The organism is Azospirillum ramasamyi (assembly GCF_003233655.1).
GTDB classification, from domain to species: domain Bacteria; phylum Pseudomonadota; class Alphaproteobacteria; order Azospirillales; family Azospirillaceae; genus Azospirillum; species Azospirillum ramasamyi.
On the sequence record NZ_CP029829.1, the window covers coordinates 2,194,858 to 2,207,570 of the forward strand.

15 protein-coding genes are annotated in these 12,713 nt (G+C 66.8%); 4 read left to right on the forward strand and 11 right to left on the reverse strand.

The features are described from left to right. Positions 1–89 precede the first annotated feature (89 nt). From DM194_RS10270 to groES, 4 genes are all read right to left on the reverse strand, one after another. Entirely contained in the window at positions 90–1,007 is a 918-nt protein-coding gene (locus DM194_RS10270; protein ID WP_111067226.1) for a DMT family transporter, read from the reverse strand. Positions 1,008–1,021: 14 nt separating this feature from the next. After that, complete coding sequence (locus tag DM194_RS10275) at positions 1,022–1,363, reverse strand: hypothetical protein (RefSeq protein ID WP_111067227.1); 342 nt, start codon at positions 1,361–1,363, stop codon at positions 1,022–1,024. A 266-nt stretch (positions 1,364–1,629) separates the two neighbouring features. Then, a complete protein-coding gene (groL, locus tag DM194_RS10280; protein WP_111067228.1) occupies positions 1,630–3,273 on the reverse strand; it encodes a chaperonin GroEL in 1,644 nt (547 codons plus the stop codon). A 48-nt stretch (positions 3,274–3,321) separates the two neighbouring features. Next, positions 3,322–3,612, reverse strand: a complete 291-nt coding sequence (gene groES, locus DM194_RS10285; protein ID WP_012972971.1) for a co-chaperone GroES — start codon at positions 3,610–3,612, stop codon at positions 3,322–3,324. A 356-nt stretch (positions 3,613–3,968) separates the two neighbouring features. Here groES and DM194_RS10290 point away from each other — a divergent pair, with 356 nt between their 5' ends. The 4 genes from DM194_RS10290 to DM194_RS10305 all read left to right on the forward strand — a co-directional run bounded on the left by DM194_RS10290 (position 3,969) and on the right by DM194_RS10305 (position 6,504). After that, on the forward strand, positions 3,969–4,232 hold the full coding sequence (locus tag DM194_RS10290) for an usg protein (protein ID WP_111067229.1): 264 nt from the start codon (positions 3,969–3,971) through the stop codon (positions 4,230–4,232). A gap of 153 nt (positions 4,233–4,385) precedes the next feature. Then, on the forward strand, positions 4,386–4,694 hold the full coding sequence (locus DM194_RS10295; RefSeq protein ID WP_111067230.1) for a hypothetical protein: 309 nt from the start codon (positions 4,386–4,388) through the stop codon (positions 4,692–4,694). A gap of 140 nt (positions 4,695–4,834) precedes the next feature. Beyond that, positions 4,835–5,329, forward strand: a complete 495-nt coding sequence (locus DM194_RS10300; RefSeq protein WP_111067231.1) for a lysozyme — start codon at positions 4,835–4,837, stop codon at positions 5,327–5,329. Between the two features lie 101 nt (positions 5,330–5,430). Continuing rightward, the gene (locus DM194_RS10305; RefSeq protein ID WP_111067232.1) at positions 5,431–6,504 is read left to right on the forward strand and encodes a COX15/CtaA family protein; all 1,074 of its coding nucleotides are present in this window, start codon (positions 5,431–5,433) and stop codon (positions 6,502–6,504) included. A 63-nt stretch (positions 6,505–6,567) separates the two neighbouring features. Here the strand turns inward: DM194_RS10305 and DM194_RS10310 are convergent, their stop codons facing one another. From DM194_RS10310 to ccoO, 7 genes are all read right to left on the reverse strand, one after another. Continuing rightward, on the reverse strand, positions 6,568–7,254 hold the full coding sequence (locus DM194_RS10310; RefSeq protein WP_111067233.1) for a Crp/Fnr family transcriptional regulator: 687 nt from the start codon (positions 7,252–7,254) through the stop codon (positions 6,568–6,570). 158 nt (positions 7,255–7,412) lie between these two features. After that, positions 7,413–7,613 carry a cbb3-type cytochrome oxidase assembly protein CcoS gene (gene ccoS, locus DM194_RS28660; RefSeq protein ID WP_111067234.1) on the reverse strand — a complete coding sequence of 67 codons (201 nt, stop codon included), beginning with the start codon at positions 7,611–7,613 and terminating at the stop codon, positions 7,413–7,415. Further along, positions 7,519–10,056, reverse strand: coding sequence for a heavy metal translocating P-type ATPase (locus DM194_RS10320; RefSeq protein WP_111067235.1), 2,538 nt, complete (start codon positions 10,054–10,056; stop codon positions 7,519–7,521). The genes ccoS and DM194_RS10320 overlap by 95 nt, the downstream gene beginning before the upstream one ends. A gap of 89 nt (positions 10,057–10,145) precedes the next feature. Then, positions 10,146–10,676, reverse strand: coding sequence for a FixH family protein (locus tag DM194_RS10325; protein WP_111067236.1), 531 nt, complete (start codon positions 10,674–10,676; stop codon positions 10,146–10,148). Positions 10,677–10,893: 217 nt separating this feature from the next. After that, positions 10,894–11,784: a cytochrome-c oxidase, cbb3-type subunit III gene (gene ccoP, locus DM194_RS10330; RefSeq protein WP_111067237.1), complete on the reverse strand. Its 891-nt coding sequence runs from the start codon at positions 11,782–11,784 to the stop codon at positions 10,894–10,896. A 3-nt stretch (positions 11,785–11,787) separates the two neighbouring features. Beyond that, positions 11,788–11,949 (reverse strand): cbb3-type cytochrome c oxidase subunit 3, encoded by a 162-nt coding sequence (locus DM194_RS10335; RefSeq protein WP_111067238.1) that lies wholly within the window; start codon positions 11,947–11,949, stop codon positions 11,788–11,790. Positions 11,950–11,964: 15 nt separating this feature from the next. Beyond that, the gene (gene ccoO, locus DM194_RS10340; protein WP_111067239.1) at positions 11,965–12,702 is read right to left on the reverse strand and encodes a cytochrome-c oxidase, cbb3-type subunit II; all 738 of its coding nucleotides are present in this window, start codon (positions 12,700–12,702) and stop codon (positions 11,965–11,967) included. Positions 12,703–12,713 lie beyond the last annotated feature (11 nt).

A 12,713-nucleotide genomic window follows, 5' to 3' on the forward strand; every position in this document is an offset into this window, starting at 1 on the left:
GCATCTTCGCCAAGATCAAGACAACCCCAAGAACCGAATCATCGGGCGCAAGTCGGAACTTGCGCCCGATGATATTATCCGGAAGCCCGTCAGGTGCGGCGGCGGGTCGCCAGGACGATGCCGGCGGCGATCAGGGCGATGCCGATCCCGTGATAGAGATGCGGCTGCTCGCCCAGGAACAGGATGGCCAGCAGGCTGCCGAAGACGGGCACCAGATGGATGGCGAGGCCCGCCGTGTTGGGGCCGAGCAGTTCAACCGCCCGGTTGAAGCAGAGATAGGCGGCGATGGACGGGAACAGCACGGTATAGCCGATGGCCAGCAGCGTGAAGCCGTTCGCCTGCACCGGATTCCCGCTCAGGCTTTCCCAGACGTAGAAGGGCAGCAGCTCCACGGCACCGATGGCGAAGGTGACGACGACGAAGCTGAGGCCATGGATCGCCGGCCGGCGGCGCAGCAGCGTGGTGTAGGCGGCATAGATCACCACCGCCGCCAGCATCCACACATCGCCCGCGTTCAGTTCCAGCCCCAACAGCGTCGCCGGATCGCCATGGGAGATCAGCGTCATCGCACCGAGCAGCGAGACGACGATGCCCAGCCCCTGCATCGCCCCGATCCGGTCGCGGAACAGGACGAGGCTCATCAGGACGATCATCACGGGCATCGACGACTGCAGCATCACGCAGTTCAGCGCGGTCGTCGTGTTCAGCGCGATGTATTGGAGGGTGTTGTAGGTGCCGATGCCCAGCGTGCCCAGCAGCAGCACGCTCTTCCACCGCGCCAGGATCAGCGTGATGTCGTGGCGCAGATGCGGCCAGGCGAAGGGCAGCACGATCAGCACGCCCAGGCACCAGCGCCAGAAGGCCAGCCCGATGGGCGGCACTTCCCCGGCGACCGCACGCCCCAGGACCGCGTTGCCGGCCCAGAACAGGGGCGGCAGCATCATCAGCAGCCAGGCCTGGTCGGCGAAACGGCTTCCTATGGAGGTGGCGGTGCGGTCGGCGGACATGGCGCTGTCGGTCCTCAGCTGCGGCGGCGGGGCGAGGCGAAGACACTGGATGCGGACACCGCGGCGCTGCGGTCAGCACTGTCCTCGGCGCGGAAGACGCTGGGGCGCGTTTCCCGGCGGGGGGGACGCGGCGAGTCCTCGCGGCCCTCACGGCCCTCGCGGGGAGGCTTGGCAGGCTGGCGCAGTTCGGCGTCGAGTTCGGCGATGCGCTTGACCAGCGCTTCACGGATGGCGGGGGCCGCGTGGGCTTTCAGCGTCGCCAGCTGCTCCTTGAGCTGAATCAGCTGGCGCTGCTTCTGCTCGCGGGTGCGCTTGATGGCGACGTTGTCGGAATGCTGGCCCTCGAAGGAGCGCATGGAACAGGCCCTCGTTTAAAAAATACGGAAGTCAGAGGCCGGCGCCCCGCTTTGGGGCGCCCGGCGAGAGGGGCGGATTATTGGGAGGCGCCCGCGCCAAAGCAAGGCGGACTTCGCCTTGACTTTTCGGGATGGCGGAGGGTTGCTGCAGCCGGCCAAAGCATCTCCGGCACACCCCCGGGGCATCCCCGGCCCCAAAAGAAAAGGGACGCCCCCTTGCGGAGGCGCCCCTTTCCGAACCGTGGAACGGTCGAACGTTGGGCTGATTAGAAGCCCATGTCGTCCATGCCGCCCATGCCACCCGGCATGCCGCCCGGAGCAGCCTTCTTCTCCGGCTTCTCGGCGATCATCGCCTCGGTGGTGATCAGCAGGCCGGCGATCGAGGCCGCATCCTGCAGGGCGGTGCGGACCACCTTCACCGGGTCGATGATGCCGGCGGCGACCAGATCGGTGAACTCACCCTTCTGGGCGTCGTAGCCGAAGTTGGTGTCGGCCTGATCGAGCAGCTTGCCGACGACGATCGAACCGTCGGTGCCGGCGTTGTAGGCGATCTGACGGACCGGAGCCTGGAGGGCGCGGCGGATGATGTCGATGCCGACGCGCTGCTCGTCGTTGGCCGGGGACAGCTTGTCCAGGGCCTTGGAGGCGTACAGCAGGGCGGTGCCGCCGCCGGCGACCACACCCTCTTCCACCGCGGCGCGGGTGGCGTGCATCGCGTCGTCAACGCGATCCTTGCGCTCCTTCACCTCGACCTCGGTCGCACCGCCGACGCGGATGACGGCGACGCCGCCAGCCAGCTTGGCCAGACGCTCCTGCAGCTTCTCGCGGTCGTAGTCCGAGGTGGTCTCCTCGACCTGGGCGCGGATCTGGCCGCAACGGGCTTCGATGTCGGCCTTCTCGCCGGCGCCGTCGACGATCGTGGTGGTCTCCTTGGAGATCACGACCTTCTTGGCGGTGCCCAGCATGTCGAGGGTGACGTTCTCGAGCTTGATGCCGAGATCTTCCGAGATGACCTGGCCGCCGGTGAGGATGGCCATGTCTTCCAGCATCGCCTTGCGGCGGTCACCGAAGCCCGGAGCCTTGACGGCGGCGATCTTCAGGCCACCGCGCAGCTTGTTGACCACCAGGGTGGCCAGCGCCTCGCCCTCGATGTCCTCGGCGATGATCAGCAGCGGACGCGAGGACTGGACGACGGCTTCCAGAACCGGCAGCAGCGGCTGCAGGCCCGACAGCTTCTTCTCGTGCAGCAGGATGTACGGGTTCTCGAGATCCGCGACCATCTTGTCGGCGTTGGTCACGAAGTACGGCGACAGGTAGCCGCGGTCGAACTGCATGCCCTCGACGACGTCCAGCTCGGTGTCCAGGCTCTTGGCCTCTTCCACCGTGATGACGCCCTCGTTGCCGACCCTCTCCATCGCCTGGGCGATCATCGTGCCGATCTCGGCTTCGCCGTTGGCGGAGATGGTGCCGACCTGGGCGATCTCGTCGTTGGTCGTGACCTTCTTGGCGCGGGCCTGGATGTCGGCGACGACGGTGGCGACGGCGAGGTCGATGCCGCGCTTCAGGTCCATCGGGTTCAGGCCGGCGGCGACCTTCGTCACGCCTTCGCGGACGATGGCCTGGGCCAGGACGGTGGCGGTGGTGGTGCCGTCACCGGCCAGATCGTTGGTCTTCGAGGCGACCTCGCGGACCATCTGGGCGCCCATGTTCTCGAACTTGTCCGACAGTTCGATTTCCTTGGCGACCGACACGCCGTCCTTGGTGATGCGCGGAGCGCCGAAGGACTTCTCGATCACGACGTTGCGGCCCTTCGGGCCCAGCGTGACCTTCACGGCGTCGGCGAGGATGTCAACGCCACGCAGCAGCTTTTCGCGCGCGGTGGGGCCGAACTTGACGTCTTTGGCAGCCATGTCTCAATTCCCTTAATTCGTAAATTTCGAAGGATACGGGCGGAGGACTTAGGCCTCGATGACGCCCATGATGTCGGATTCCTTCATGATCAGGAAATCCTCGCCTTCGATCTTCACTTCCGTGCCCGACCACTTGCCGAACAGGATGCGGTCGCCGGCCTTGACGTCCAGCGCCACGACCTTGCCCGACTCGTCGCGGGCGCCCGGGCCCACGGCGATGACTTCACCTTCCTGCGGCTTTTCCTTCGCCGTGTCGGGGATGATGATCCCACCCTTGGTCTTGGTGTCGGACTCCAGACGCTTGACGACGACGCGGTCGTGCAGCGGGCGGAACTTCATGGAATGCCTCCTTGGATCAAGGCTTGGTTCTGACTGACGTTGATTGGCGCGGGCGTGGCTGTTAGCACTCCATCCCGGCGAGTGCCAGACAGCTAATCCAAGCGGTTTGTGGATTCAAGAGGCTCGTTTCGGAATTTGATGCAAATGCCGGCAGCACTCGCCTCTTTATGCTGCTAACACGCTGATTAAAAACAACTTTCTCCCTTGCGGGGCGGATCGTCGCCGGGCAGGATTTCTTCAAAGGGTCATGGAAGGCCCCACCGTCCCGGAGCCGGCTCACCGCCGCCGGGACCGCATGAGAGGAACCGGACACCGCACAGTCCCGATCGAACCGCCAACCGCATGGGAGACCGCGCATGGCCAATCTCATCCTCCAGCTCCGTGATTACCGCCTGACCACGGCCGAGATCCTCTATCACATGCCGGACCATCCCGGCCTTCTGCAGTCCTATCTGTGGCAGGATCTGGATCAGGCGCCGGAATATCCCGTCCTGCGGCGCTTCCTCGATTTCTGGCAACGCAACCTCGACGGCAAGCTGCATTCGGTGAGGCTGGCGACCCAGACCCTGATCACTCCCGGCGATCTGCGCCACGCCGCCGCGGATTTTCATATTCATTGACGACCCTTCGCGCGCTTTGCCTCGCCCTCCAGGCATCGGCAGCGCTGCCCGGCATCATGCATTCCGCGACCCTGTGACAACCGTCACAGCGCCCGCCCGACCGGATCGCTAAAATTTTAGCAAATACCGGCGGCGGAGAGTGCGGAGGGTGCGATGGCGGCGGAGCGCAGGACAGAATCCTGGAACGAAGGCTGGGGCGACCGTAATGCCGTCGGCTGCACGTCCGGCATGGTGGCGGAGAAAGCGGCGGACAGGGCGGCGGAGAATGCAGCGGACGGGTTGGCGACCTGCACCGACACCCGTCCGGCCATCGGACAGGGGACTTGCAAGCCCCCGGCCCGGCAGGATCGCGAAGGCAGGCTGGTGGAGGCGCTGCTGGAATGCACGACCATCGCCGGACTCTTCGCGCTTCTCTTCGCCCTGTTCGTGCTGTTCGGCGCGGCCCATACCCTGGCGCCTTGAACGTCTCGCCTCGCGCCCAACCCCAAGCATTTACGACAATTTTAAATCCATCCTTCCCGCATCGCGCGTATCTTGCCTAGGATCGCCCCCATCGAGGGCGGATGCGGTCCGCCCGGCGCGCGAAGCGGGAGTTGCCAATCATGACCACCAAACCGGTCTGCCAAGCCGCGGTCGACCTCGTGAAGCATTTTGAGGGTCTGTATCTCAAGGCCTATCTCTGCCCGGCGGGCGTTCCCACCATCGGCTACGGCCACACGGCCGGCGTGAAGATGGGAGAAACCATCACCACCGAGCAGGCCGACAGCTTCCTCGCCTCCGACCTGGCGGAGGCCGCCGGCCGGGTCGACGCGCTGGTGAAGGTTCCTCTCAACGACGACCAGCGCGGCGCCCTGTCCTCCTTCGTCTTCAATCTGGGGGCCGGCAGCCTGCAAAGCTCGACCCTGCTGAAGCTGCTGAACGCCGGCGACTATGCCGGGGCCGCAGGTCAGTTCGGCCGCTGGGTCTACGCCACGGTGAACGGCAAGCCGACCAAACTGCCGGGCCTGGTCGCCCGCCGTGCGGCGGAGGCGGCGCTGTTCCAGAGCCAGACCGCCCAGGCCCAGGGCGACATCGCCACGGTCGACGGCACCGTCTGAACGGGCACCGCTCAACCCAACCGAGGCAAGAGGCGTTTGACGGAGCGGGATGTTCGCCCCACATTGGCGGACATCCCACCGCCGTGCTCCGGAATACCGCAGTGACCGCCTACACGACCGACAGCCTCGCCTCCTCCGCCCATCCGAACCCGAATCGGCCGATCGCCGTCTGGCTTCTGGTCTGCGCCGCCATGGTGCTGGCCATGGCCGTGATCGGCGCCATCACCCGGCTCACCGAATCGGGCCTGTCGATGGTGGAATGGAAACCTCTGATCGGCATCCTGCCGCCATTGTCGGAGGCGGAGTGGAACCGGGTCTTCGACCTCTACAAGGCGACGCCGGAGTTCCGCATCTACAACAGCCACATGGATCTGGCGGGTTTCCAGTCGATCTTCTGGTGGGAGTGGTTCCACCGGCTTTGGGGCCAGCTGATCGGCTTCGTCTTCCTCATCCCCTTCCTGCGCTTCTGGATGCAGGGCCGCATCTCGCCCGAGCTGTGGCCGAAGCTGGCCGGCCTGTTCCTGCTGGGCGGGCTTCAGGGCGGCATCGGCTGGTTCATGGTGAAGAGCGGGCTGGTCGATTCGCCGAATGTCAGCCCTTACCGGCTGGCCCTGCATCTCGGCACCGCGATCCTGATCTACGCCCTGCTGCTGCGCACCGCGCTGGGGCTGCTCGACCCGCTGCCGCTGGCGGGATGGCGCCCGGAAGCGGCCGGCTTGCGCCGCCACACCGGCTGGGCGCTGGGGCTGGTCGCCCTCACCATCGTCTGGGGCGCCTTCGTCGCCGGATCGGATGCCGGCCTCGCCTACAACACCTTCCCGCTGATGGCCGGCCATTGGATCCCGCCCGAGGTGAACACGCTGACCCCGTGGTGGCTCAATGCCTTCGAGAACACCGCGGCGATCCAGCTCATCCACCGCACTCTGGCGATCCTGTCGGGCGCGGTCGTCCTGGTGCTGGCCGCCCGCGTCCTGAACGCCCGCCTGCCCGGCCGCGCCGGCCGCGCGGCATTGGCGTCGGCCGCCATGATCCTGGTGCAGATCGTGCTCGGCATCGTCACGCTGCTGACCGTGGTGTGGCTCCCCGTCGCCGCCGCCCATCAGGCCGGCGCGATCCTGGTGGTCTCGACGCTGGTTTGGCTGCAGTTCGAGCTGCGGCCGTTGCGGCGGGAGTGAGGGCAGCGGTAACGACGGGGCCGGATCGCCTCGGCGATCCGCGCCGAGGCGATCCGGCCGGCGTCAGGTTCCTTCGGCCAGATCGTACATCGCGTCGATGTCCGCGATCTGGACCTTGTTGCCTTCCTGCAGCGAGATGATGCCCACGGTCTTCAGTTGGGTGAAGGTGCGGCTGACCGTCTCGGTGGTCAGGCCCAGATAGTCGGCGATGTCGGCACGGCTCATCGGCACGAAGACCGGGTTTTCCTTGTGGCCGCGGCGGGCGGCGCGCTGGGACAGCATCAGCAGGAAGGAGCAGATCTTCTCCTTCGCCGTCTTGCGGCCCAGCAGGAGCATCTGGTCCTGCGCGGCGGCCAGCTCGTTCGACGCCATGGAGAACAGGCGCCGCTGCATCTTGGGGAATTCCTCCAGCAGCGCGTCGATCTTCTTGCGCGGGAAGCGGCAGAGCGAGGCGCTGGTGACGGTCTCCGCGGTGTAGGCATAGCTGTCGTTGACGGCCAGCCCCAGGAAGTCGCCGGTCACCAGGAATCCGGTGATCTGGCGGCGGCCGTCGGGCAGCAGCTTGTACAGCTTCACCGTACCGGAGGTGACGTTGTAGAGCGCATCGGCCGCGTCGCCTTCGGCGAACAGCGTATGGCCGGCGTCGATGCGCACATTCTGCAGAATGTCGGCAAGACGGCGCAATTCCTCCGGCTCCAGCGCGGCGCACACCGTCAGGCTGCGCACGGGACAGGCCCCGCAGGGATTCATTTCCGTCGAGGCGCCCTTTTCTCGAGCGCGGACCGTATCAAAAGGTGGCATGGAGGAGCCCAGCCTGTCATTCAGCATGGGCTCATATTGGTGGCAATCGCAGAGAATCGCAACCTCGCACGCATACAACCTTTTCCTAGCCCATACGGGCTTTGGTATTATTGCCTGCCGACGGCCTTCGGGGCGGCCGGCTCGGTCCCGGATTGGGGGCCCGCGGGCAGGTCGTCGTCGAACAGGACGCGGTGCGCCGCGCCGTCGAGATCGTCAAACTGACCGGACTTCAGCGCCCACAGAAAGGCCGCCAGCCCCAGGCCGCCCAGGCAGAGCGCGATCGCGATCAGATAGAGAAGCTCGTCCATCACCCGAATCCTTACCCGACTGGTCCCGACCGGTCATATCCTGAACGGGAACATCCTTGACGACGGCGCCGCGGGCCAGCCGCAGCGCGTTGAGAATGACGATCAGCGACGACGACGACATGGCGAGCGCCGCCAGCAGCGGCGTCAGCATCCCGGCCATCGCGAGCGGCACGGCGAAGAGATTATACACCAGCGCGATGCCGAAATTCTGCCGGACCAGTCGGCCGGAGCGGCGCGCGACCTCCACCGTCTCGACGATCGGGCGCAGCAGCCGGCCCTGGAACACCACGTCGGCCGTGGTCTGGCTGACGTCCACCGCGGTGGAGGGCGACATCGACACCGCCGCCGCGGCCAGCGCCGGGGCGTCGTTCAGCCCGTCGCCCACCATCAGAACCGTGCGTCCCTGAGCGGCCAGCTCGGCCAGCACGGCGGTCTTGTCGGCAGGCGTCTGCTCGGCCCGCCAGTCGGCGATGCCCAGCCGCTCCGCCACCGCCGCCACCGCACCGCGGCGGTCGCCCGACAGCAGCCGCACCTCCAGCCCGCGCGCCTTCAGCGCCTCCACCACGGAGGCGGCGTCCGGCCGCGGAGCGTCGAGGAACACGATCCGCCGCGGCTCCTCGCCGGGACGCGCCAGCCACAGTTCCGGCCCGGCGGCATCCTCCGCCTCCAGCGGTGCGCCGGTGAAACGGCGGCTGCCGAGCCGCACCTCTCCATCCGGGGTCTGCAGCGACAGGCCGGCGCCGGCGATCTCGCGCACGCCCGCGGCGACCGGCACCGACGGCGCGGCGGCGGCGAGCGCGCGGGCCAGCGGATGGCGGCTGGCCGCGGCCAGCGAGGCCGCCAGCGCCAGATCCTCCGCCGGCAGGCCGTCCAGCTGCGGCACCGGGCGTCCTTCGGTCAGGGTACCGGTCTTGTCGAACACCACCGTGTCGACGGCGGCCAGCCGTTCCAGCGCGGTCGGGCTCTTCAACAGGGTGCCCTGACGCATCAGGCGGCCGCTGGCGATCACCTGCACCACCGGCACCGCCAGCGCCAGCGCGCAGGGGCAGGTGATGATCAGCACGGCGATGGCGTTCATCAGCGCGTCCTGCCATATCGCCTCGCCCAGCAGCATCCAGCCGATGAAGGTGCCCAATGCGGCCACATGGACCACGGGGGCGTAATGGCGCGACACCCGGTCGGCGATGGCGACATATTTGGCGCGGCCCTGCTCGGCCACCTCCATCAGCCGGACGATCTCGGCCAGCAGCGTGCCCTCCCCCACCGCGGTCACGGTCAGGCGCAGCGGCGCGGTCAGGTTCAGGGTGCCGGCGAAGACCTGGTCGCCCGGCCGCGCGGTGCCCGGCACCGTCTCGCCGGTGATCAGGCCGGTGTCGAGGTCGGAAACGCCGTCGGACACCCGCCCGTCCACCGGGATGCGTTCGCCCGCCGCGACCAGGATGGTGGTTCCGCTGGTGACCTGTTCCGGCGGAACGACGGCGCTGGTGCCGTCCTCGCGCAGGATGGTGACGGCGTTGGCGCGCAGTCCCAGCAGCTGTTCCGCCGCCGAACGCGCCCGGCCGCGCGCCCGCTGGTCGAGATAGCGGCCGACCAGCAGGAAGAACAGCAGCATCACGCCGCCGTCGAAGTAGGCGTGGTCGCCGCTGTGGATGGTCTCGAACAGGCTCATGCTGGTGGCGAGCAGGACGCCGATCGTGATCGGAACGTCCATGTTGGTGCGGCCGTTGCGCAGGGCCGACCACGCCGAGCGCGCGAAGGGACGCAGCGCATAGGCGATGGCCGGCATGCAGATCAGCGCCGAAATCCAGTGCATCAGGTCGCGGGTGGCGGTGCCCATGCCCTGGCTGTGGCCGGCCCAGACCGACACCGACAGCAGCATGACGTTGCCCATGGCGAAGCCCGCGACGGCCATGGCGCGCAGAAGCTCCTTCTCGCTCTTGGCCTGGGCGCCGCCCAGCCGGTCGGGATCGAAGGGCACGGCGCGGTAGCCCAGCCGCGCGACGGTGCCGACCACCGTGTTGGCGTCGGTGACCGTGGGATCCCAGCGCACCGTCAGCCGGCGCGTGGTCATGTTCATGCGGGCGTGGGTGATGCCCGGCTGGCGGCCGAGCGCCGATTCGATCAGCCAGACGCAGGCCGCGCACTGCATGCCGTCGACCATCAGGTGCAGGCTGCGGCCGCCGTCGGAGTCCTCGCGCGCATGCGGTTCGTAATCCACCGCCGGGGCGTCGTCGGGACGCAGCGGCCGCGCGGTGGGATCGACGCTGCGGCGTTCGTAATAGCGCTCCAGCCCCAGGCCGCGGACGAGATCGTAGGCGGCGGCGCAGCCGGTGCAGCAGAAGGGGCCGGCCCCGTCGGTGGCGGTGGTGGCGGAGTTGGCGGCAGAGTCGACGACGGTCGCTTGCCCGCCCAGGTCCTGTCCGCAATGGAGGCAGACGCTCATCTCACATCACCCCGATGATCCCGGCCCGGCAACCGCTGCCGATCGGCCCCTTCAATGCTCGCTGCGCCAGATCTCAGTGCAACCGGACCTCAATGCAGCCAGACGCGCTTCTGGTCCTGATAGTCGCCGGTGGCGTGATTGATGACGAAGCGCATGTCCCACTGGCCTTCCAGGTCCAGCTCCACCGGGGCGCCGTAACGGCCCTCGCCCAGATAGGGCAGGGTCAGCGTCTTGTCGTGGCCGACGGTGGTCGGGCGGATCATCGACACGGTGACCTCGGCGTCCTTCAGGACGCGGCCTTCCTTGTCGAGGGCGGTGATGGCGATCAGAGCCTTGCGCGGTTCGGTGGTGGTGAACTCCGCCTGCACCTGCCAGCCGCGCTCGGCCTGGGCGCGGGCTCCGGCGAGATCCCGGTTGTAGCTGATGCCCTTGATGAAGTGGTTCTCGGTCTGCACACCGGTCCAGCTCGACACGGCGAAATGGACCATGATCGCGTTCACCGTCAGAACGATCATGAAGAGGCCGACGAAGATCCAGGGGATGTACCATCCCTTCTGCCGCGGCGGCTTGACACGCTTCGGAGCGGTGGGGCGGTTTCCGTTGGTCGTGCTGATGGTCATGGTCGCTGGCTGCCCTTCGACTGGTCGGCGGCTACTGATCGGCGGTCGGGGCACTATGGCGACCGATTGCCGCAGGTACATTGCGCTGGATCAAATGACAGGAAGTTCACGGAACCACCAGCCGGCGGGCCGTTTTCCATAGGAAAAGGGCGCCGGGGAGCGAACTCCCCGACGCCCTCCCGGTCGGTTCCGAACATGTTCCCGGATCGGGACCGGCTTACTTGCCGCCGCCCAGGTTGTGGACGTAGACCGCCAGCGACTTGATCGTCGCGTCGTCCAGGCGCTTGGACCAGGCCGGCATCATGCCGGCGCGGCCGTTGTACACCGAGTCCGTCAGCGCAGCCTTGTCGCCGCCGTAGAGCCAGTTGGCCTGCTTCAGCGGAGGAGCGCCGACGCCGTCGAGACCGGCGGCGACCGAACCCTGGGCCGCGTCGCCATGGCAGGCGGCGCAGTTCTCGTCATAGACGGTCTTGCCCTTGGCGACCTTGCCCGCATCGGCAGGCTTGCCGTTCAGCGACAGCACATAGTCCGTCACCTGATCGATCTGGTCGCGGTTGAGGATGCCGTCCTTGCCGAAGGCGGTCATGCCGATGTTCGGCACGCCACGGGTGTCGCCGTCTTCCGCACGGATACCGTGCTGGATGGTCTTGTAGATGTCGGCCGAGGAGCCGCCCCACAGCCACACGTCGTCGGCCAGCGTCGGGAAGCCCTTGGCACCCTGGCCGCCGGCGCCGTGGCAGGCGGCGCAGTTCTCGTTGAAGTAGGAGCGGCCGCCGGCCATGGCGAAGCCCAGCAGGTCCTTGTCCTTCTGGATTTCGTCGACCGACATTGCCGCGATGGCGGTCAGGTACTTGGCCTGACCGGCCTTCGCCTCCGCCATCTTGAGGTCGAGCTCTTCACGCTGCGAATAGCCGAGGATGCCCTTCGTGTAGGTCTTGCCCAGCGGCCAGGCCGGGTAGAACACGTAGTACACCAGCGACCAGGCGATGCAGACATAGAAGAGGTACAGCCACCACTTGGGCAGCGGGTTGTTCAGCTCGCGCAGTCCATCCCACTCGTGGCCGGTGGTCTCGACGCCGGACAGCTCGTCCTTGTAATTCTGTGCCATGGTCTAAAGCTCCTGACCATCATCCTTGAGCGGGATCTGAGCGGCGTCGTCGAAGCTGCGGCGGTTGCCGGGCCACATGGCGTAAACCAGGATGCCCGTCAGCAGCAGCGTCAACCACACAGTCCAGAAGGACCGAAGCATCACCGTGATCGAATCCAAATCCATGGATTCCTCCCCCGATTACTGCTGCAGCTGCTTGGACTGGTACTTGGTGAAGTCCACCATGGTGCCCAGCACTTGCAGGTAGGCGACGAGAGCGTCCATTTCGGTGACGGTCTTGTTGCCGGTGAAGTTCGCGACCACGGCCTTCGGATAGCGCTTCATCAGACCGGAGGTGTCGGCATCCGGGTTCTTCTGAGCTTCCAGGTCGGCCTTGGCGTTGGCGATGTGCTCGTCGGTGTAGGGAACGCCGACGATCTTCAGCGCCTTCAGGTGGTCGGCGATGTCGCCGTAGTTCAGCGGACGGTCCTTCATCCAGGCATAGCCCGGCATGATGGACTCCGGCACGACCGCGCGCGGATCGACCAGATGGGCGACCTGCCAGTCGTTGGAGTACTTGCCGCCGACGCGGGCCAGGTCCGGACCCGTGCGCTTGGAGCCCCACTGGAACGGATGGTCGTACATCGACTCCGCAGCCAGCGAGTAGTGGCCATAACGCTCGACCTCGTCACGGAACGGACGGATCTGCTGGCTGTGGCAGTTGTAGCAGCCTTCACGGTAGTAGATGTTCTGCCCGGCCAGTTCGAGCGGGGAGTAGGGACGGACCCCCTCCACCTTCTCGATGGTCGATTCGATGGTGAAGAGCGGAACGATCTGGACCAGACCGCCGATCGACACGGTGATCAGCACGAGCACGATCAGAAGAAGCGTGTTCCGCTCGATCAGATCGTGGCTGAAGCCCTTTTTTTCCTGAGCCATTTCTCGCATCC

Excerpts from the sequence above, each read along its gene's own strand:
- DM194_RS10270 (WP_111067226.1), bottom strand. The coding sequence starts at position 1,007 with ATGTCCGCCGACCGCACCGCCACCTCCATAGGAAGCCGTTTCGCCGAC.
- DM194_RS10275 (WP_111067227.1), bottom strand. The coding sequence starts at position 1,363 with ATGCGCTCCTTCGAGGGCCAGCATTCCGACAACGTCGCCATCAAGCGC.
- groL (WP_111067228.1), bottom strand. The coding sequence starts at position 3,273 with ATGGCTGCCAAAGACGTCAAGTTCGGCCCCACCGCGCGCGAAAAGCTG.
- groES (WP_012972971.1), bottom strand. The coding sequence starts at position 3,612 with ATGAAGTTCCGCCCGCTGCACGACCGCGTCGTCGTCAAGCGTCTGGAG.
- DM194_RS10290 (WP_111067229.1), top strand. The coding sequence starts at position 3,969 with ATGGCCAATCTCATCCTCCAGCTCCGTGATTACCGCCTGACCACGGCC.
- DM194_RS10295 (WP_111067230.1), top strand. The coding sequence starts at position 4,386 with ATGGCGGCGGAGCGCAGGACAGAATCCTGGAACGAAGGCTGGGGCGAC.
- DM194_RS10300 (WP_111067231.1), top strand. The coding sequence starts at position 4,835 with ATGACCACCAAACCGGTCTGCCAAGCCGCGGTCGACCTCGTGAAGCAT.
- DM194_RS10310 (WP_111067233.1), bottom strand. The coding sequence starts at position 7,254 with ATGAATCCCTGCGGGGCCTGTCCCGTGCGCAGCCTGACGGTGTGCGCC.
- ccoS (WP_111067234.1), bottom strand. The coding sequence starts at position 7,613 with ATGGACGAGCTTCTCTATCTGATCGCGATCGCGCTCTGCCTGGGCGGC.
- DM194_RS10320 (WP_111067235.1), bottom strand. The coding sequence starts at position 10,056 with ATGAGCGTCTGCCTCCATTGCGGACAGGACCTGGGCGGGCAAGCGACC.
- DM194_RS10325 (WP_111067236.1), bottom strand. The coding sequence starts at position 10,676 with ATGACCATCAGCACGACCAACGGAAACCGCCCCACCGCTCCGAAGCGT.
- ccoP (WP_111067237.1), bottom strand. The coding sequence starts at position 11,784 with ATGGCACAGAATTACAAGGACGAGCTGTCCGGCGTCGAGACCACCGGC.
- DM194_RS10335 (WP_111067238.1), bottom strand. The coding sequence starts at position 11,949 with ATGGATTTGGATTCGATCACGGTGATGCTTCGGTCCTTCTGGACTGTG.
- ccoO (WP_111067239.1), bottom strand. The coding sequence starts at position 12,702 with ATGGCTCAGGAAAAAAAGGGCTTCAGCCACGATCTGATCGAGCGGAAC.